Below are 20,796 nucleotides of genomic sequence, written 5' to 3'. Positions count from 1 at the left end.
CCGAGCTTCAACAGAGATTGCAACGAGGGCTCTACAATGCCCGGTCACACTTCAGCTAATGCCTCGCTCGCGGACTCGCCGGCCACCAACAAACCGTCTTGGGGCCGCAGCAAGCCCTTGGCAATCAAATCGGCGACCCCAGCTGAAATCAACTGCCGCAATTGTGCACTTGTGGCTTTGAAGCCCAGCATTCTCGCAACGGTTATTGCGATTTCTTCCTCCGTCGCACCGAGGTTGGATTTCACGACTTCCATGGCGCCTTGGGCGACTTCGTCCTGCGCAATCATTTCGGGCTTGCGCAATCCAGCGGACACGACGCCGCTGCGATCCCTGAGACGAACAGGAGCACCTGGCTTGAAGCAGAAGCTGCCTCGACGGGCTACTGCACCACCTCTCTGCGCTAGGCCTACCCCTCGCTCGATTGCATCCTGAATCCTGCCACCGGCCCGCTGCAGACCCCACGCGCCCCGAATACGCGAAACTATTTCGTCGACATGGATTGGTGTTTCTATAGCCACCACCTGCTCGACCAGTCCGGCCATGATTCCGCTGGGCGTCTCGTGGAGTTCGAACGATCCCGGTCGGTTTAGTTCGGCCTCTTCGTAGGCTCGATTGGGTATCTCGGATCCCTTTGTGCTTTCGAGACCGATTTCCGTCACGTTGCCTCTGTCGACCGTAACAACCTGCACGGCTACAGCACGATTTCTCTGGACCCCCAATTCGGCCCGCTCATCGAGCTCTTTTCTCGCAGCCTCAATCGCTAATATGGTTCGCTCCAGCTGCTCGCGTGGCCTCTGAAACCAGTCAGCGTTCCAGATGCGATGGATTATCCAACCATGGTCTTCCAGAACAGACTGCCGTAGCCGGTCTCGATCTCGGGCCGAGCGCGATGAATGATATTCTGCGCCATCACATTCGATGCCAAGAATATAGCGGCCTGGCCTCTCCGGATCAGCAACCGCGAGATCGATGAAGAAGCCTGCAATGCCAACCTGAGCATGAACCTGGTAACCCTTTCCGATCAGCGCGTTGGCTACCTGCTCTTCAAAGATTGAATCCATTTCGCGAACCGTGGCCTGGGCAAGCGAAATTCGTCCTGTTCTCGCGTAGTGCAAGAAGAGCTTGAAGGCGAAGATGCCTTTCCCTTTGCCACGCTCCAGGTCGATGTCCTCGTCTGTGATGGACGCGAATACTTCGCAGCTGCGCTTGGCGCGGCTTATGAGGACGTTGAGCCGACGCTCGCCGCCTTCCGCACCAAGAGGGCCGAAACGCATGGCCATGTACCCCTGCGCATTCTTGGCATACCCCACTGAGATCATGATCACGTCGCGCTCATCGCCTTGAACATTTTCAAGGCTCTTGACGAAGAATGGCTCGCTGGGGTGCGCGTGAAAGAACTCCTCCGTATCGGGATTTAGTCGCCGCAGCCCTTCGAGTTCATCCTGGATCGCGCGGCGTTGGCTAACCGAAAATGTTGTAACGCCTAGAGTCTCTCGCGGGTTCACCTTCGCATGACGGATGATCGCTTCGGCTACTGCTCTCGCCTCTACCGGATTGGTTCCTGTGCCACCGGAATCGAAGACCCCCTCTGGCACATGATGAAACCGCAACCCCATGCCTGCCTCTTGGGTATAGGGGCTTGGCACGATGAAAAGCCGGTTCTCGTAGAACTGGCTGTTCGATACGGCGATCAGAGATTGGTGACGGCTACGGTAGTGCCAGCGGAGCATACGCTGCGGCAAGCCGCGGGCCGTGAACAGGCCGAGGATGCTTTCGATGTCGGCGACCTGCGCGCCCTCACCCTCGTCATCTTCAGACTGCGAGCCTGTCACCTTGGCGAAGAATGTCGTGGGTGGTAGTTGGCGTTCGTCGCCAACAACGACCACCTGATTGGCCCTGGCGATCGAGCCGAGCGCGTCCACAGGCTGTATCTGAGACGCCTCGTCCATCACAAGAAGATCGAAGGACATCCTGCCGGGCGACAGGAATTGGGCCACCGAAAGCGGGCTCATCATGAACACTGGCTTGAGTGCCTGGATGGCAGGCCCTGCCTTCTGCATCAACTGCCGGATAGGCATGTGGCCCCGTCTGCGCGCCATCTCAGAACGAAGCAGTCCGACTGGTCCAGCTCCGCCGTCTCTTGAAGGAATTTTTCGGTGATGAGCCGTCACAACTTCGATGGCACCGGCCTTGATCCTCTGTCGGTCCAGATCCGCGAAGTCACGTACAGCCCTGGAATGCAATTCCCCGTCGAACCTTGCCAGCTCCGGCTCATCGGTCGCCATCGCTAGAAACATTCGTTCGTAGTAGGCCATATCGAAGACTGATCGCGCCGATCCTGTTGTAATCTGGCCGTTGGCCAGGCCGTCTATCAACTGTCCCAGTCCAGCCTTTCGGGCTGTTTCGGATCGCTCTCCATAGGCAACCCATTTTGAGAGCTGTTCCTGATGATCAAGCCACCCCTCCAGTCGAGAAACAACCTCGACTATCGCGACGTCTGGAAAATCGTCTACTCCAAACAAGGAGGGAGCATCGGCTTTCAAATCCCCTGCAAGCGCCTTCAATTCCCGCGCTGCCGCTTGGGCCGCTTCACGCGCTGAACGCGCCAAGTTTGCGATCTCTTTTCTTTCAGGCAACCGCGCAGCCAAATGCCGGATTGAGCCATTTTCTCTCAGCCAAAGTTCGGCTTGCGCGAGAGCGGCCCAATCGGATCCTCGACCGAGCCACGACGAGCCGAATGCGAACTTGCCAAGGCTTTCCCCGTCCTCGATCTCTTGATCAAGCGCTTGTAGTCTGCCTAGTCGGCGTAGTATCTCCACCCGCTCACTGATCAGATCTGGAACGTCAGTCAGAACCTGTCGTGACGCGTCATCGGCTTGAACTACAGTGCTTGCCTTCGCTTCCATCATTTGCAGCGAGGCCCGCTCGGCGGAAGCCACGTCACCTTGCAGGGATGACGCAAGGTGGCCTAAATCGTTCCAAAACCCCTCGATAATCGGCTGACCGATGTCGATCACCTTACGAACTCGGACCGCACGCGCGCCCGCTTCAGAGCGCTCCGCCATCCGCCCGGCTATAATTCGCGGTTCCGAGCCAAGTCCCCTCAGCGTGCGCATCCACTCCACTAAGGCCTGGAGTGGTGCCGAAGACGATCTCTCACCGCGCCAATCGGCTCCGAAGGCGGAACCGCCAAAGGCGTCGCCTTCGCGCACTTTTGCTGCGGCCGCTTGGCCCTTCATTAGAATGTCGAGGAGACCCACTATCTCCGCCGCAGGAGCGCTAGGGGCCACCAAAATAGTCCGCACAAGTGCAGTGGCACGACGGTAGTCGCCATTCAATGCTTTCAATATTCCCGTGTGCTCGGCGAGCGCTTGCCGCGCCGCGGCCACGTTGGTACTCCACGCGGCATCAACAACTTTGCCCTGAAGCTCGGCTCTAGCAGTCTCTAGCGTTGCTACGCTGTCGGCAAGGTCACCAGCCTGTTCCAGCCCGGAGTCCCAAACTGTGGCTGCGAATGCCTCAGGGCTCGCATCGGGGGCTGCCGCAACTCTCTCGCCGGTCATCACTAACCTGAGGAGTCCTGCAAGCGTGTCCGGTAAAACCGTAGACCCCAGTTCTTGATTTAGCCGCTCAGCTTCTTCTCTTAAGCGTGGGAGCAACACGGTTAGCTGGCGCGCACGAACGAAACCATCTTTCGGAAAGTCTGAAGGAAGCTTAGCAAGCTCTGTCTCGAGACCTTCAATTGGCGTGTCGATAGCCGTCGCCACCAACTGCTCCGACAGTTCCTCGGATTTGCGGTTGAAATCTGTTCCTGTCCAGAGAAGCGATGCAATGTCCTTTGGACGCTCATCCCAAACCGGCGAGACTAGCGCCTCGGCAGGAAGTCCAGGTGCGGACGCGAGAAGCTCAGCGCGATCTTCTACCTCGCCGCTGTCGCTGAGGATTTGCGGAGGCTTCGCCTCGATCCGCTCAGCAATATCGGCCAGTTTGGCGTGCAGAGCCTTTGCTTGATCCAGCGACGACGCAATGCGTGGGACGAGCCTCTCAATGGTCGTTGGTAGGACGACATCCAGGCCAACTCCCCGCCATGGGTGGTGGATCGGCAAGCCGATCTCGTTGATCCGCTGAGACACGTCATCGAGAAGTTTGCGACGTTGCGAGACACCGTCATTCGTCCAAGCGGTGGCATCCTCAAGTTCAATGTCAACTGGCTTTTGCCCGTTCTGCCTTAGTCGGGTTAGCTGGCCAAGAACCTGGTATGGAGTGAGTTCGGACGTTCCAAATGGAACATGCATCCTTGTAGCATGTGCATTGAGTTTGTCCCTAGCCTCCAGCAGGCGTTCAGTAAGGGAAGAAGCAAGCTGTCCGCGAGGCGATCCGAGTTGCCAGGTGCGCCGCAACTCTTCCAGCATCATGCGCTTGTTTGCCTTGTTGCTATGGAGCTCAAGGCAGGCGTCCCCCACCCCCGCAGTGTCAAGCCGTCGCTTCACGACCTCAAGTGCGGCCATTTTTTCCGCAACGAACAGCACGGTCTTTCCATCGGCAACGGCCGACCCGATAATGTTTGCGATCGTCTGCGATTTTCCTGTCCCGGGAGGACCTTGGATAACGAGGTCGCGACCCTTTCTTGCATCATGGATCGCCAGCGTCTGAGAACTGTCACTGTCGACGATATGCAACATTTCGGCAGGCGCGATATGCGGATCAATCGCAATGTTGTCCGACATCAGCGGTTCGCGTGTTTCGAAACCATCTGAAAGAAGCGAGCGGATCTTCGGTTGTTCGATAATCTTTGCGCCATCCGGCCAGAGATCCGGATCCAGGTCACGGTACATCAAGAACTTAGCGAACGAGAAGAAGCCGAGCACCATATCATCGGCAAGAACCTGCCAACCCTCTTTGGTCGACACTGCTTCGGCAACGGCTTCGAGATAGGCCGAGACGTCGAAGTCGTCTCCTACTTCAAAACGCGGCAGGGCGAGCTTGTGAATGCGGTCGAGATAGAGTTCCAAGGAGAGGTTTGCGGTAAGATCTTCCGTACGAGCTCGCAGCCGAAACTTTTCTCCAGCGGCCCCTCGCTCCAGCCGTACCGGGACCAAAATGAGAGGAGCCTGACGGATGTTTTCTTTGTTGCTCGGGTCAATCCACTTCAGCATGCCAAGGGCCAGAAAGAGGATATTGACGCCCTGCTCTTCCTCAAGTGTGCGGGCATCATGGTAGAGATCAAGGAGCCGGCGCTGCAGCCCCGTTGGGGTCATCCTCGTCTGAAGCTTGGTGTCAGAATGTCGCGCAGATACCCCTCTGTCGTCGAATCCTTCGTCCTCAGGCTGAGCAAGAGCAACGGGGGAATAGTCGATTTCCTCGTCTGGAGGGCTGCTTTCAACCTGGCCTGCCTTCGGCCGATCCGGCTTGCCGGCCAGGAAGGTAAAAGCCTTTCCTTCGCTCACCAGCAATCGATAGATCTCAGACGACCTCTCGTCGACAATATCGATCGTCTTCGCGCTCTTTGAAAACCGTGGCACATTCAAAAGTCGGTTGCGAGCAGAAAGGTCGAGCAATTCCATCCTGGCTCGCTCGAGCTTTTCCTTTAAAGGCAGATCGCTTTGGAAGACCGATTTTTCAACTTCCGACACTCACACCCCCCTGATAGGCTGGACACATAGAGCCTAGACAAGGGCTGTCCGCAACATAAAATGCTGGTTTTTCAACCTCGAATGGCTGCCACCAACACTTCAATCGTTTAGTATTGTGAGCACTGCGGCTTGGTGGAAAAATTGCGGATGTTTGTTTAATGTTCCGGACACTTCGCATCCCCACCTTGATCTCGAGGTTCCCTTTCAGACAAAATGCCATCATACGTGTGGACGAGGTGTTGGCAGCTCTGGCATCCGCCTCGCCGGCCACGACCAACTGGCGCACAAGCCGACTTCTTTTTGAATCGGCCTCCTAATTTCATTCCGAGAAAACTTGTAGGCTCCAGCGCGGAAAGATGGTCGTGTTTACGGAAAAGGTAACTACAAAGTCGTGACTTCGGGCTGATCTGCGAAGGCACCATGGTGTTCAAAGCGCCGAACTACAAGGCAAACCAGCGCCAGCGAAAAAGGCGCCTATGAATGGTGCAGAGGCACGTTACAAATCATGCAGCTTGCGTTTCGCAAAGGATCGGAAATTGAATAACAATCGCTATTCTCATCGTCGCCGCGCGCGACCAAGGCGCGGCGCTGAACCAATCGTCCGCAGACGTTTCTCTCCAGATGTGCGCTTGCCTCTGATCCTGGTGATCGTGGTGGCCTTGGCTGCTTACGCGACCCACTATTTTACAGGCTCGGGTGACCAGTTACATGGTCTCGATATAGCAAACTCGGCCGGGTCGAGACGGGCGCCGATAGTAGGCATAGCATCGGTGATTGATGGAGACACGATAGAGATCCACGGGCAGCGCGTCCGCTTCAACGGCATCGATGCACCCGAAAGCCGCCAATACTGCAAAGACGCTAGCGCACATCAATACCCCTGCGGGCGCCGGGCGGCCGAAGCATTGGCGAATTTCCTTGCGGCTTCGCAGCCTGTCCAATGCACATTTGTTTCATGGGATCGGTACCGTCGCTTCGTCGGTGATTGTCGGCGCGCGGACGGTGTCAGCGCCGCGTCCTGGATGGTCGAACATGGCCAAGCCTTGGACTGGCCCCGCTATAGCCACGGCGCCTATGCGCAACAGCAAACTAATGCTGAAACCGCAAAGGTTGGAATCTGGATTGGGACGTTTGACAACCCTCGGGATTGGCGCGAACAACATGCCGAATCTGCGAGCCCAACCAAAAGCCCCCTTGGGCTTGTCAGCCGTCGCCAAGTAGCACAGAGCTACTCATGCCAACCTCGCCGCTTGTGCACGCAGATTTCATCTTGCGAAGAAGCACGTTGGTATCTCGCCAACTGCTCATGGGGGAGCAAGTTGGATCGAGATAGCGACGGGATTCCGTGCGAAGGCGTTTGCTGACCTGGGCTCACGCTTTGAACCCATCCCCAACCATCACTCCCTAGTGTGCGCATTTAGCGTTATGAATTGGCGGTCGGAGCTTCGATGCAATTGCGCGAGTGCCGATAGAGCCTGGCAAAAGGGCTGGCTGACGTTTGTCTTGGAAAATTCCACCAGCTCGTTAAGTCCGGACGGGCTAGAAAACCGCAACGCTTCGTAGCGGCATACAGGGATCTGCCGATTGTCTTTGAAGCGCTTGTCAGGCCCGCCGTTTTTGTTTGGGTGAGCCCAGGTGTAGCTCACGATCTCCGCATCAGATGGAACTTTGCCGGTCTCGATAAAATTACTCGGGGCGAATTGGGTCTGCAGATCGGCATATCCGACTGCGCCGTATCGGTTTCCGTCCTTCACTAGCACTAGGTCAGGCATGAAGAAGAGCACCTGCCGACCCACATGGATTGAAGGAGGAGTAACGTTGCTGCGTACAACCTTCGGCAAGGAGCTTGTAAGTGTCGTGGGCTTTTTGTCGACCAGCATGCTGGCCCCGGCATTTCGCTTCCAAGCAGTCAGATCCTCTATCTTGCCGCCGACAGCGACATGCCATCTCCCTGCGCAGCCGGTGAGAGTTTCGAACGCGCCGACAAGTCGCCCGTAGGCGGCCTCCGCGTCTTTTTCCAGATCGTAATAGAGCACGCTCACCCGGCGGTAACTGTCAAACCATTTGCCAATGAGCATACCCGGCACAAAGGCACCGATGCCCAGCACCGGTGCGGCACCTCCGAGCTTGGTCCCCACAAGGAAACCTGCAATCCCGAACAAAACCGCGAGTGCTACGGACAGCCGCGTCTGCGATTGCCTGGCATTGATTTCATCGAGCACATTGGCGAATGTCTCGTCACGCATTTCCACCACATCGCGGGACTCGATTTCTCTCATCACGACGCCGTCAGAGACGTATTCCGGGCGCGAGGATTGTGGACGGGGTTGCGGCGCAGATGGGGTCTGAGAGAGCTGAACTACCTTCTTCGCGCTGGCCTTGCCTAAAGTGCCACGATAGTAGAGCCCACCCACGCCGGCGTGGATGTAGTGACCTCTTGGCCCAGTGCCGATGCGGAGGCCCTTCACGCCAACGGAAGCGCCAACCCCACCGGACGAAAAGTTAAAGCGGAATGGTCCCGCACTGATCGATTTTCGAACGTAAAACCCATAGCCCAATCCCCCCAACTCAACTGCCGTACCGACTAAGGCGCCAGTCTCTCGTCCCCATTCATGGCTTGGCGCCAGCAACCGGCGCCAATTTTGATCGCTGCCTCACCCTAATCTCGATGCGCCTTCGAGCCCGTACATCGCCAATCTGCGCTCCGTCGGTGAGATGATCGCCGGGCAGGATGAGCTGACCACCAGACATCGGCAAAATCGTAAACCCCTTTAATGCGGGCATGTCACTGAGCACACTTGTAACTGAAATCGCGCGGGCCAGCCCAAGACCGGCATTGTCGGCGGGATGGAGTGAGCCGATTTCCACTTTCCCTGACAGGACCGGTTGGAGCCCCTTGTCCATGTTGGAAGATTCGCCCGCCATTGCCTGTTCGTCCGTGTGTCCAATTACCTCAATCACGTCGACACCGTACGAGGTCGCAGTCCCGGCGATGGTCTTCGCAAGATCGCGCAACTTTGTTTTGAAGGCATTCGAAAGCTCTGCGCTTCCGGTATCGAAATTATAGCCATCCAGTTCGCTGAGACTGATGATCGGCGGCCAATCGTGAGGTTTTGCTGCTTGCGTCGGCTCTGCAGCCTCCTTGAGCACATCAGCCAGATCCTGCAGCCCTTTGTCGGTGCCGGCGTAACCAAATTCTCTCAAGACCTTCGCCGCATCTATCATGGCCTTGGTCTGATCAATGCTTATGTCGTTGTCCGCAAGGACTTTCGCGACAGGGGCATTTCGCACGACCTCCTCCAGAGAAATACCTGCTTCCTTGACCGACTTAACAGCATCCTTGGCCAGGACCAGCTCGCGCCATTGTTCGTCGGGAACGGTTCCTCCCCTCGTGGGCTGAAACACCGCTTTTATCTGAGCCAGAAGCCGCTTGTTCTCGGCTTCGAGCCTCTGCACGTTTTCCTTGTTTGATTGAGTGGCTCGCAGTGCCTCATCGGTCTCTTTCTGCTTTTTCGTGATGATAGCACCGGCTGCTAGCAACAGGCAGAACACCAAAAGCAGCATCGTCTCGGCCATGGTCAGGCCCAGTATCAAACCGCGGCCAAAACCCTTGCGCTCGAAGGCGACCGAAGTCCCGCCAGCGTCACTCACCTGCCCCACCAACTGGTTCGCTTAGGCGGTTCCGTTCGTTCGGCGGGAGGCTCGCTTCCCAGAGTTTGGAAAGCGTCTGGTTGGGGCTCAGGCTCGACCCGAATTGGTGCGCTCTCGACGGTGTCATTTGCGGCCAGATCTGCCAGTGGCTGTTCAATCGCGATAGGAGCGTTGAGAGGGGGAACAGGCCTCGGCGCGTGAAGGGTTCTTCCTGCCAAGGTTGCGACAAGGTCTCCGGTGTCCTTGCTTTGCTTTTGCACCACTGCGGCAAGCGCCTGGGTCAAGCGTTGTTGCGCTTGGACGCTCTCCGCTGTTTGCTCTGCGGCTGCCACAGCCTTTTCCACACCTGCGGCCACTTTAGCCACAGCATCAACGATGCCCGCCATGCGGGCTTGCTGTTCCTGCGAAGCCGTCTCTGTTTTGACAGCATACTGAGCGACCGCGCTGCCAAGAAGTTTCACCATCGGCGCCAGATCGTTCTTAAGGACCTCATCAGGGACGACAACCTTCTCCAACTTGGTGGCTACGCTTTCGGCCTGTTCACCCAGTCTGCCAACTGAAGAGGACATTGAGCTGTTGGCTTTGTCGAGCAGATCGGCTGCCGCCTCGACGCGCTGTGCGATCGACGAGAACTGACTTTCGATCTGCCCAAAATTGTGGCTCAAAGCATTGCTGAGCTTTCCCGAGGCCTCTTGAACTGGTCTGATCGATTCCATCGCGATTTTATCCAGGGCCGATCTTATGTGCTCTCCGTTCCGCTCCGCTTGAACGGCGATTTCGGCAAAACCCTCCTCCAACATCTGATTGCTTACGCGGCGAAAGTCAGCGAATTCCCTGGTTACACTTTCCATCTCGGCTCTTACACGCCGCGTCATATCCGCGAGTTCGTGCCTGACCGTCCGTTCGATGTCGGCAGGATCGCGGCGCATCTGATTGTAAAAGATCCGCAAAGCAATGCCCGTGATCGTCGACGTCACCGCGATACCAAAGTTCCTCACGATTGTGTCGGTGGATCCTTCGGAACCAAACTGAAACAGCGATACGCCGAGACTCGTCAACGTAAACAGGAAACCCATGTAGTAGAGATTGTCGCCTGTTTGCTCATCGTGGAGCCGTAGCTTGCCGGTGAAGACGGACGCGGCAAGATAGATGAGCATCAGGCACACCGGTGCGCTCGCCGCCATTATAGGGTCTACGCCCGACAGCTTGGCTATTGCGATGAACACGCAGCCACCCAGGGTTAGCGTCGCAAAGACGAAAAGGGGCAGGCTCGGATGTCCTAAGAACGACTCCCCTCGCTTCTTGGCCATTAGTTTAACCCCTCCAACCCTACCAGCTTCTCAAAATCACCATGATGGCTTTGAACCCACCGGGTCCAGAACTCTGCATGTTCGAAAGAGCCAAATGGCTTCTTCGCCCTATCGACGTAGAGTATCGTAAACCTGACGCCATCGAGCGATGTCCCGTAAGTCCTGTCAGCCGCGCTATCAAGGTACTTCTGATAATCGAGACCCGAACGATATTGTGAGTACAGCGCCGTATGTTCGATCATATCTGACGCGACTATTATTCGCTTAGCGGTCTTCTCTTTCGCCAAACTGCTGTCGAATAGCGACAGTTTGATTTTCTGAATTCCGGCCATGATCGGAGATTGGCTCGCGGATTCTCCATTGGGAATCTGGTCGGGAAGGTTCGTCAAAGGGTCCTCGAACGCATCTTCCCATTTCTTCTGCCGCCGAGACGGATTGTTCGTCCAGCTGTCGACCGTCGAGCCGTCGCCCGGATTGCATCCATCAAACATCACAGTCAGGTCGCCGGGCCTCGCGCCCAGCGTCAATATCTTGAGATAGCCGCCAGGCTCGACGCGCCCAATGGTCTTGCGGAATTCATTCTTCAGATCCGCCATGGTTATCGGCGAAATCGGGTCGGTGGCGTCGATCAAGACCGCTGTCAGGCTCACAGGTCCGTTCAGTGGGCAATTCGTGCTGATGTCGATTTGGTCCTTCCCGGATCTCGACCACATCCAAACAAAACCGGCCAGCATCACAGCCGACAGCACGGCCAATCCGGCTGCTGCGACAATTGTGCCGCCACTGCCTTTCTTTCTTCTGCGACCCGGCCTAGCCATTCACGCTATCCGGATGAAGCTTGTCGAGATCTCGGTACTGTTCGATCCCGCGCTCGCATTCCAGCCCGATGAGCCGCACCTGAGCGTTGAGTTCTTCCTGCGCGTCACGAATTGAGGCGCCCAGGTCCTTCTCGCTCCATTCATCGTCGGACGATATCAGGGGTTTTATGCGCTCAAGTTTGTAGGGTGTGGCAAAATGTTTTGGCGCTGGCTCTGTGCGGGCCTGGAAATTGGCCTCCCTGTACTTTGAGAGAAGCTGGTTGCAGGCTCGCTCCAGCTGGTCTTGATGCTGCGCAAAGAGCGTCAGCAGCCTCGACCGATGGTCGATGATCGCTCGATGCTCCCTGCGTCTGCTCCCCAGCCGCTTGACGATGTCCTCCACCTTCTCGTTGTGCTCATCGCGCACCTCTTGCAGAGCCTCGATGAGCTCGCTCTTGCGCTCGATGTAGTCTTCCCGGCGAGCCACCAATCTGTTTTCGACACCCGCATAGCCCGGGTATGGGTCGAGAACGAACCAGCCGTCGATAAACGCAAAGATCGAAAACATGAGACCAATGCCGAACAGAAGCCAGGATTTCACGTCCATAAGGCCAGCCGGATTGGCGAGCATGCTGCGCACGACCTCGACGCCGGCTCCGTCCACAAAGGACCCGCTAGCCTCGCGGTAATGCGCAAGCGCTAGGTTTATGGTCAATGCCAAGCCGATATAGGCCACTATCGACAGCGCGCCGATCAACTTCACAAAAAGCGATCTGTGAGTCACCAGGCGTGCACAGAATATTGCGAACAGCAGAGCGGCGCCGATGTTCAAAAACGAGAAAGCGGCGGCTTCGAGGAGCCCGCCAAAGAATCCCTGTTCATTTCCCTTTGCGAGGAAATTTCCGTTCATCGCCGTTTCAATGAGGAACAGGAAGATTAGCAGGGACACTCGGAAAACATGGGCCGCTCCGTGTTGAACCCTCACAGCCCGGACAAGCCCGTGCTTCTGTTTGAACCAGTCGTGTTCTTTCTCCGCATCGTTGAGCGATTTGCGCAATCCGTGAAGTTCGTCCAGGCCCACCGCGATCGAGGCCTTGAAATCGGAAACACTGGCGGCGTTCGCCTGACGGATCAGACCAAACTGCTCTTCAAAGTCGAGGCCAGCCAATCGGCCGGAGAGTAGCTGTAGGCTGTCTTCGAGTGTGTGATGTGCGGCCTTCTTTTCGTCCTCGACCCTCTCGATAACTGTGTGCTCTATATCGTCGAAATTCTTGGCCGTTTTCGGGGGCTGGTTAGCCTCGCCTCGCTGCGTTCCACGACCTTCAAGATCCATTTCGCGATCAATTTTCGCGACATCCAAGCTATTGAACAATTGGGTGCTGGCGCGGAAATCGTGATTTGCCTCTAGTAGAGACTCCCGCAGTTTATTTAGCTTTTCGAATTTTATTCCCACAGCACCGCACCCATTTTTGTACCTCTGCCCGCACAAATGGCTTCTATGCACAGTAGAAGCAAAGGGCAACTGCGTCTTCGCAACTTTGCGGTCCACTGCTCACGAGACGATCGTCTGATGTAAAAATGACAACGATAGCTGCCGTGGCAAGCGGACTTGGGCCAATGAATAGGCCAGGCAGCATACTCTTCTCCGCCGGGCTTTGTGGCGAAGGAACTGAAGATCACGCCAATGAGCTGCTAAAAATCGACTCCAGAGGCGTTCGCGCAGTAGCAGAAGCGCGCGCCCTCGGCGCGCACCACGCCACCAAAGTAAGCGCCGTCAATCTCGACCTCGCCTTCAAGGGTTTCGTTCTTGGTTTCAGCCGACAGGCTTCGCGCAGCTTGTGAGCCAGCGCAAAGGCGGTCTTGTACTGCACGTCCAGATCGCGAGAGAACTGGACCGCCGACATGCCCTTCGCGCCGTTAACAAACAGGCAGATCGCGGCGAGCAGATCGACAAACGACAGCTTGCGCCAAGGCGAAGATCGTGCCCTCGTAACCGAGAACTGCGCCCCCGCAAGCGGCGCACTTGAACTTGCGACGGGTCGGAATGTCGTAATGATCCAGGCACCCGCATTTCCGGCAAACAGGCTCGCCTTGAGTCGAAGCCCAGCGAAGGCGCTTGAACGCGTCGTAAGCCTTTTCCTCGCCACCCTTGTAAATCTCTTTCAGAGAAAGGGAGCGGCTTTCGGCGGAAAGGAGGAAGTGTTGGGCTATTGTCATCATATCCGGTTATATGCGGGACTTGTATCGCCAAATACAGGGGCCTGTACCACCGACTGTGATGATATTTTTTGAGGCGAGGCGATGGCAGGCAAGGACGACCCGCAGACCGTCGAATACGAGACGAAAGCCAAGAACCTTTTGAAGTCAGAGTTGAAGCGGAAGGGCGTTACCTATGCCCAACTCGCCGAAAAATTGGCGACTATGGACATTCACGAAACCGAGCGTAATTTGAACAACAAAATAAGCCGGGGGGCTTTAGCGCTGCGTTCTTACTGCAATGCTTAGACGCTATCGGGGCATCCTCATTGCGGCTTTCGGAGTAGTTTTACTCGGGGCGGCTTTACCGCCAGACGAGCGCAAGAGCACTCAGCCCCAACATTCCGAACAGCATCAAGAGACCATAGGCAACCCTGTTGCGGCAAGCCCTCCGCCAGTCCAACAGGCAAATGAACCCCCAAGTTACACTAACCCATGCCAAGCAGGTCACGATGATCGCAGTTCCGATCTGTGTGCCCAGTGGAACGCTGCCGACGCTGCCCAACAGTCGGCGAACTGGACCACCATTGGCGCTATCGTGGGTGCTTTCACGCTCGCCGCTGCTATGGCCGCTGCTTACTACGCCAAAGAGGCTGCTAGGCACACCCAGCGCAGCGCCGACATTGCCGAAAAGGCTTTGCTCGATATCGAGCGCTCGTATTTGTTCGTCACCGCCACCAAACCGTTGGTGGGGGTGACGCACGATTGGGCTGACAAGCCCGACAACAAAAGACCAATTCCGGAAGCGGCATACTCGATCAAGAATTTCGGACGCACTCCTGCCATCATAAACGAGATTCGGGCGAGCCTCCGGCTTTGCAACTTGCCGCCAACTCCGCATTAGCATCCCGGAGAAATCAATGACGTTGAACGGGTGCTCGGGCAGACGATGCTCTTAGCCCTGCAGCTTTTGATCGCGGCGGCCCTATCACAAACAATGTGCTGAATGAGCTTTTCCTGTCCGATACTCACATAGGGGCGGGTTCCCTTCCATATGTATCTGTATGGCGAGATCACTTATACGAGCGTCAACGGGATCACCGACCAATTCGGATTTATCTACCGCTACTCGCCTCCCGGCAATACGTTCCATTTGCAGGACATTCCCGGCTACACCTACCGCCACCGTGACGTGAAGAAACATAAGCAAAACGATGACTTATCGGCCTTAGACTTGCTCCGAACGCGTAAAAGCGGCCTCGGGCGGTTGCAAGATCGCTACAATGTTTATTTTTGATATCCGCTCGGTAAGGCGCTTTTCGCTTAAGCAACTAGGCGTTCTCACATTTTTTGTTCAAGAACAAGGCGTTACACAACTTGCCTACGAGGCGAAAGCGCCTTAAGTGTCAACGTTTACATACGCGAAAGTGCCTAAACATCCTGCCTGCTGCGGATGGAAAACCGCTGACTGTAAAAGCCCGCCAACCTTTCGGCGGGCGGGCTTCCACTGCCGGAACTGGAGAGTGTCATGTCGACAGCCCCGACAGGTCGGAAAGGGGTCGCTGGTTAGCGGCGCGAGATCAGCAGGCAGAGCCGGCGCAGGTCACGATCATAGGTGTCTTCGTTGCTAAGCACTTCGACGCAGCGCTTCTTCATCCGAGTGACCTGGGCGTTCGACATATCGCCGACAACGNCACGCTAGCCGTAGCGCCGCTGTTGCCGCCCACATTAGCGCTGGCGCCTCCGCTGCCGACGGATACCCCGCCGACGCCTCCGACATTAATTCCAGCTGCAGTCGCTGGCATGCAAAGAATTACGAGAACACATCCGGCAGTCAGACTGCCCGTAAGAATTTCAAAAATTCTTCCCATAGTACGCCTCCTTGTTGCCCTGCAAAGGATGGGACATTTTTTGGGACCTACGGACCCCATAGTGACGCACTAGAGTTGAAAAACAACTTAGCGGCCCGCGAAAGATTCGTTCTTGGATCATTACTTGGTAATTCTCAGGAGTCGTCACATATAATAAAATTTTACTTTGGCTCCTACGTGATTTTTTCATTTGTCAGATAATATCATTCCCCAAGCACTCCAGGTGCGGTGCAACAAGGTTCAGGGATGACCGTCCGGCGATCAGTAAGCGGCTACTACCGCCGATCGGACATACAACGCTATATTAGCACCTTTTGACGAACCCGACCGGCGGGCCGAGCCAGAATCCCGTCAGCGCAAAACCTGCAAAATCGCTTCCGATGCTCGCCATTGACTAGCACGGAGGAAGTTCTGAGCGCCAAACACGGTGACCATCAACCTACGGCCGCTGGTAACTGTCGACGTCGAGCATTTCGCCTGGTTGAAAGCTATGTGGCGCCGAAGCGGAAGAAAACACTGCAGACCCCGTTTCCTAAAATCGTATCAGGGCATTAGCAGTTACGCCGAGCGGCCGCCGACCTATCGATTAACTCGGTCCGGAGCCAGAGCGTTATAAAGGAGAAAACACGCCAGAAGTGAGATGACGCTGCCTAGCAGTTGGTCTGCCGCCAGGCCGGAAAAATAAACGAGATCGAACGCCAGTACAGCCATCGCTCTAGCCACTCATGAATTGGAAAACCTAACGAGCTGGTCACCAAGTCCGGCCTGCTCAAGATCGCGCAACGTGTCCTTCAACTCCTTGCGCTTGTAGCGATTGATGATGCCGGCTTAGGTTGTGGCGGCATCTAACAAACATTCGACTCGCGCCTGCCATGACGACGACCCGCCGAAGCGAGCATCGCGAGCGCACAGTATTCAAATCCCCCAAGGCGTCCGTCGAGATTTGACAACAGACAGATGGCGCGGCGCGAGCTCTGACGCTGTACGACTGACGCAAGCGGCTCTCAATCCTGGGCGTTGTCCTTGGTCCGTGTGAGGCGGCTTTCGCCTTCCTCCGGGCCGAAGCAGCTTTCGAAATCATTGCAGTCCCGGCAACTGGGGGAGCTGCACAGCGAAAAGCCTTCGGCCTCGCAGAGCTTTCGGTAAAAGTATTTTTTCCATTTCATGTTTTGGGTGTTGCCGGCCGCCAGCGTCGGAAAATGCGAGGCGAGCAGGCGGCCGAGGTCGCTTCGACTAAAAAGGCCAAGGTCTTGCCAGAGGTGGTCATTGCGCATGGCACGCCGGGCGATGATCTTGGCGAAGCGGGCGCTTGCCTTGTCGTCGGGCCGGGCATGCGCCAGCAGCAGTCCGCGCAGAAGTTCTTCTTCCAGATCCGGCTCAGGCTCGCTCCCCTCTTCCAAGGCAAACGCGTTGATAGGAAAAGCAGGGAAACAGCGGGACAGGACATCGCGCAACTCGGCGCGCGAAAGTCCGGTTGCCTCCGTCGCCGTCGCCTCGCCGGCCTCGATCTCCTCGAGCGCACGTGAAAGCACACAGGCAAGCACATGCTGGTCGAACCTTCTCTCCAGCTGCGGCCATTGGCCGGTGCTGAGCCGGGCATAATGTTGGGCAAATATGGCGCGTTCTCCTGGTTTCGCCCTATCAAATCATGCAGAGACCCGGCCTGCCGCAACATGGGTCGGGCAGTTCTTCGGTACGGCACTCCGGGTCGCCTCGCGTCGAGTAGTTCGGCAATTCTCGTCTGGTCCATCGGCTCTGGCGCAAATTCTGTGATTCGAAGAGGTTCGCGAACCCCGGCCCTGCCGTTTGCGCCTCACGGGGAACACTGGCGCCGGAATTTGCCCCGCAGAGTTGGACGTGAACCGTGCGGGACAGAGGTCGCGTGCTGAGTGCGGCCACATGGTTCAAGCCGCCAGACTCACGGTTGAATGCCGTCTCATCCAGAGCGTCAGCGAGTGAGTTCCAGCGCACGTTCAGGACAGGATCGCGCGCCTCGTGATGCAGGCAGTTCCTCCCCTTCCGCAACTTCAATGTCACCAGGCAGGATGTAACCGTCATTATCGAGTTTAAAGATGTCCGGCGCTTGCGCCGCGCATCGCGCGTGGCCCTGGCATTTGGCCTTTTGGACGATGATGCGCATGGCGCTGCCTCCATTGTCTGTGCCCGGGCTCGGGGCGGGCCTAAGACCAGTCCAGGATCAAATTTTCGATCCCGAACACATGGCCGCCAGAAGTTATCGGCGCCGTACCCTGCTTGATCCTGAAGCCGGGATGCGCGCCAGCCACTCCTCCAGGCCAATGACAATCTCGCGCCGGGCAAGGTGTGAGCCAAGGCAACGGTGGGGACCATAGCCAAACGCTGCGTGGCGGTTGTCCTCCCGCTCCAAATCAATCGTGTTGGGGCATTCGAATTCCGCCGGGTCACGATTGGCAATCATCGTGGCGCAGGAAACATAGTCCCCCTTCCGGATCGGCGCGCCTTCGAAGTCGATATCTTTCGTGGCCACGCGGATCAACTGAATGGGCGGATAGGCCCGCAGCAATTCTTCGGTTGCGAGCGGGATGCGGTCCGGTTCGCTCCGCAGCAATTGCTGATCTTTGAGGTTGCGTGCGAGGTACGCCAAGTCAAAGCCTATAGCTGCTGCGACCGTGTCGAGCCCAGCGACGAAGACAAGCACGCCGATGCCGCGGACTTGGGTGTCAGTCAGCCGGCGGCCCTCGACCTGTGCCTGCACTATAAAGGTCATGAAATCGTCAACCGCCTCATCGCGGCGCATGGCTGCAAGTTCGTCGATGAATGCCACGATCGTCCGGGCAGCCACAGGTCGTTCCTTATCGTCGCCGTGGAGCAGATCTTTCCCCCAGCCGACGAATGTATCGAGTCGGTCATCAGGCAACCCCAGAAAGCGAAGAAAGGTGCTCACCGCGAAAGGAAAGGCAAAATCCTTCATCACGTCGCAGCTTGTGCGCGACGCGGCGATCCTTTCGATCAGCTCGACCGCCCGTTCGCGGACAGCCGGTTCCAAAGCCAACACCCGCTTTGGCGAAAGCAGCGGATTAAGCAGTGAGCGAAAGACGCCATGGGCCGGTGGATCGAGCTCAAGCGGGATCGTCGGCCAGTTCTCACCCAGTATGGAGGAGAAGATGCTGCGATGGCTGGAAAAAGTCTCTGCGTCCTGCAGCACCTTCCGCTGGTCCGCGGCACGGGTGATGACCCAGGTACCCCGGCCATCTTGCGTGTTGTAGCGGGAGTAAAAGATCGGAGGCCCGTCATGTACGCAAGCGACAGCTGCGTGTGGATCCCCGTTGGGTGTTGGTGGCATCCCTGGCGATGTAAACAGGCTGAAGTCCCTCACCATTTCGGGCGGGACATGATCTGGAACGGGGTTGGTCGCCATTTTGTTTTCTCTACATTGGCGTTCATGGCTCAATTGAGATTGCACCGCTGTTCATAAAGTCGATTTCCAGCATGGGCACCTCTCTTGTCGGGCGCCTTCTAGATTCTGTCGCCTGATACAGCCCACCTGCACCAGCGCGGATGAGATGGGTTGCGAAGTCGATCAGAGGGGCATCTCCGCCGCGCTCCGGTCATGAAGCAAAGCGGCCGCTTCCCCGTTAGGGTTGAGAGACTGGTCAATCACCTCTGCCCTGCTGATCAAATTGTCGAAGCAAGTCGCGTGCCGGATAGGGTAGCCATGGCGGTGCACCAAGCAATGCCAGCCTGCGCTGGGTCTGCCGCTGATGATCACCTGTCCATCATTCTTATGACGTCCGACAACCGACATCCGTGGTCGGTTTTGTCGAGCCCGCGACATCGGGCTGTTCGGCTTGGCTGTCGCTGCACAGCCTGCCGGTCGACGAGCGAGTAGATCGCTCGCACGGCCCGGATTGAGCAATGACGCGATCCAGCGCAAGGATCGGGTGCGGTCCGAGAAGACCCGACGGCGCTTGCGCGAGACGATCGGAAATATCAAAAAGGTCAAGCCGCGCTTCGGTTCGGCGCTGATGGCGTATGCGTTTTATCGCTCGCAGGCGCTGCAAGGCTTTTCCAGCAGACGGCGATGCACTCGTGCGCACCGGTGCCGACGGGCGACCAGCTTGACTGTATAGATGCGGTCCATTCCGGCGTGCATCACCTGACCATGCGCATGCGCTACGACGGCATCCTTTCCGCTCATGGACCTAGATTTGCTCGCGAGCCGCTGTCGGAACGTGGTGCTGAGTCCTATCGCGGCCAATTCAATCCGAGGACCTGTCGGCAGTCAACACACCCCTGGAGGTCGGACCGGGAACGCGTGGCAGACTCTCGGCCAGAAACCGCCAGTCGCTGCCCTCGCGTTCGCCTTCCTTGCGCGTGCCGAAGAACTGGATGATCATCTTGCCGTCCGCGCCATAGGCTTCAATGGACGTAACGTGACCATCCCTCGTCGGCTTGCGCACGGCCCAGACCTCGCGGATGCGATGGGTCCTAAGATGCAGATGGAAGGTCTCTTCGAGCACATTGATCCGCGGCCCGATCTGCTTGACCGACCTGATCGGGCCGGAATGGATCTGAATGCAACCATGATTGCCGACAAAGCACATGATCGGCATCTCGTCTTCGGCCGCCTGTTGGAACAGGGCGCCAATGGCATCATTGTCGAGTAGCCAGGCGTCATCCTCGTCGGCCATACGCATCGCCTGGCAGCGGCTGAGCTTCAGTGTCTTCAACATATGGTAGAACTGATGCACGTGGCTTAGCCGGCCCCAGTGCTCGCGTAGGTCGTCGACCGTGGTGGCGTGGTCTGGACTCACTGCGTTATCGCGCGCCCCGCTCGCCTCGAGCGATATGATCGGCTCCTGGTCGGGGGATACAAGCTCTGCCGTCAGATCCTGATAGGCCTGCAGGTTCGAGGCGGGCGTGAGATGAGCTTTGTGCATCGCCTCGCCGGTGGCATCAAAGAATTGCAGGTTGCGGCGGATCTCGGCCCCCTCGCGCTTCTCGACGGCGAAGCCATACGCCCACGCTTTCGGGAAGATGCGCAGGTCGATCTCGTCGCCGAGCAGTATGGCATGCTGGTTGCCGGTGACCACTTTGCCGTAGACGCCAGTCTTTTGGTGCACGGCACTTTCGTTGCTGGTGACCGCCATCACCTCGCCGACCGCTTCGAGGCCGGTCAGCAGATCATCGACGCGCGGCTCGATGCGCACCGCGCCGTGACCACAATGCGCCGCGACCAACTCGGCTTCCGAAATGCCCAATCGAGCGGCGAGATCATGCTCCCGGATCTTCGGATTGTCTTTGCACGCCCGCCGGATTTCGTCGGGCGACGGTTTCTCGCGTTGGTCCATGCTTACCC

13 protein-coding genes and 2 pseudogenes are annotated in these 20,796 nt (G+C 57.2%); 4 read left to right on the top strand and 11 right to left on the bottom strand.

What is annotated here, in order from left to right:
- Positions 1–44: 44 nt before the first annotated feature.
- The gene (locus X733_RS137575; RefSeq protein WP_031194224.1) at positions 45–5,633 is read right to left on the bottom strand and encodes a DUF3320 domain-containing protein; all 5,589 of its coding nucleotides are present in this window, start codon (positions 5,631–5,633) and stop codon (positions 45–47) included.
- 476 nt (positions 5,634–6,109) lie between these two features.
- On the opposite strand from X733_RS137575, the gene X733_RS1000000169065 reads away from it, so the two are divergent.
- On the top strand, positions 6,110–6,997 hold the full coding sequence (locus X733_RS1000000169065; RefSeq protein WP_081740781.1) for a thermonuclease family protein: 888 nt from the start codon (positions 6,110–6,112) through the stop codon (positions 6,995–6,997).
- 33 nt (positions 6,998–7,030) lie between these two features.
- Here the strand turns inward: X733_RS1000000169065 and X733_RS137580 are convergent, their stop codons facing one another.
- From X733_RS137580 to X733_RS1000000169060, 6 genes and pseudogenes are all read right to left on the bottom strand, one after another.
- Positions 7,031–7,912 (bottom strand): hypothetical protein, encoded by an 882-nt coding sequence (locus tag X733_RS137580; protein WP_245274551.1) that lies wholly within the window; start codon positions 7,910–7,912, stop codon positions 7,031–7,033.
- A gap of 331 nt (positions 7,913–8,243) precedes the next feature.
- A complete protein-coding gene (locus X733_RS137585; RefSeq protein WP_031194221.1) occupies positions 8,244–9,284 on the bottom strand; it encodes an OmpA family protein in 1,041 nt (346 codons plus the stop codon).
- On the bottom strand, positions 9,281–10,594 hold the full coding sequence (locus tag X733_RS1000000167415) for a hypothetical protein (RefSeq protein ID WP_023672193.1): 1,314 nt from the start codon (positions 10,592–10,594) through the stop codon (positions 9,281–9,283). The genes X733_RS137585 and X733_RS1000000167415 overlap by 4 nt, the downstream gene beginning before the upstream one ends.
- Entirely contained in the window at positions 10,594–11,412 is an 819-nt protein-coding gene (locus tag X733_RS137590) for a hypothetical protein (protein WP_031194218.1), read from the bottom strand. Before X733_RS137590 ends, X733_RS1000000167415 begins: the two co-directional genes overlap by 1 nt.
- A complete protein-coding gene (locus tag X733_RS137595) occupies positions 11,405–12,838 on the bottom strand; it encodes a hypothetical protein (RefSeq protein ID WP_031194216.1) in 1,434 nt (477 codons plus the stop codon). The genes X733_RS137590 and X733_RS137595 overlap by 8 nt, the downstream gene beginning before the upstream one ends.
- Before the next feature lie 293 nt (positions 12,839–13,131).
- A pseudogene (locus X733_RS1000000169060) lies at positions 13,132–13,602 on the bottom strand (IS1595 family transposase); the annotation flags it as partial.
- Positions 13,603–13,692: 90 nt separating this feature from the next.
- On the opposite strand from X733_RS1000000169060, the gene X733_RS01145 reads away from it, so the two are divergent.
- The 3 genes from X733_RS01145 (at position 13,693) to X733_RS137605 (ending at position 14,884) form a co-directional block, all read left to right on the top strand.
- Positions 13,693–13,896, top strand: coding sequence for a DUF6471 domain-containing protein (locus X733_RS01145; RefSeq protein WP_023731283.1), 204 nt, complete (start codon positions 13,693–13,695; stop codon positions 13,894–13,896).
- A gap of 289 nt (positions 13,897–14,185) precedes the next feature.
- On the top strand, positions 14,186–14,491 hold the full coding sequence (locus tag X733_RS137600; RefSeq protein ID WP_023835179.1) for a hypothetical protein: 306 nt from the start codon (positions 14,186–14,188) through the stop codon (positions 14,489–14,491).
- Positions 14,492–14,641: 150 nt separating this feature from the next.
- Complete coding sequence (locus X733_RS137605; RefSeq protein ID WP_023672198.1) at positions 14,642–14,884, top strand: hypothetical protein; 243 nt, start codon at positions 14,642–14,644, stop codon at positions 14,882–14,884.
- Between the two features lie 1,578 nt (positions 14,885–16,462).
- Here X733_RS137605 and X733_RS137610 read toward each other — a convergent pair.
- From X733_RS137610 to X733_RS137615, 4 genes and pseudogenes are all read right to left on the bottom strand, one after another.
- Positions 16,463–17,074, bottom strand: coding sequence for a nitrogen fixation protein NifQ (locus tag X733_RS137610; RefSeq protein ID WP_023687343.1), 612 nt, complete (start codon positions 17,072–17,074; stop codon positions 16,463–16,465).
- Between the two features lie 332 nt (positions 17,075–17,406).
- Positions 17,407–17,598 (bottom strand): ferredoxin, encoded by a 192-nt coding sequence (locus tag X733_RS1000000169050; RefSeq protein ID WP_081725572.1) that lies wholly within the window; start codon positions 17,596–17,598, stop codon positions 17,407–17,409.
- A 40-nt stretch (positions 17,599–17,638) separates the two neighbouring features.
- Positions 17,639–18,855 (bottom strand): annotated as a pseudogene (locus X733_RS01000000166870) (cytochrome P450).
- A gap of 841 nt (positions 18,856–19,696) precedes the next feature.
- Positions 19,697–20,788 (bottom strand): hemin-degrading factor, encoded by a 1,092-nt coding sequence (locus X733_RS137615; RefSeq protein WP_023820273.1) that lies wholly within the window; start codon positions 20,786–20,788, stop codon positions 19,697–19,699.
- Between the last annotated feature and the right edge of the window lie 8 nt (positions 20,789–20,796).

The sequence above is a fragment of the Mesorhizobium sp. L2C066B000 genome (assembly GCF_000502335.1).
In the GTDB taxonomy this organism is placed as follows: Bacteria; Pseudomonadota; Alphaproteobacteria; order Rhizobiales; family Rhizobiaceae; genus Mesorhizobium.
This window is presented reverse-complemented; position numbering and strand designations above follow the sequence as displayed.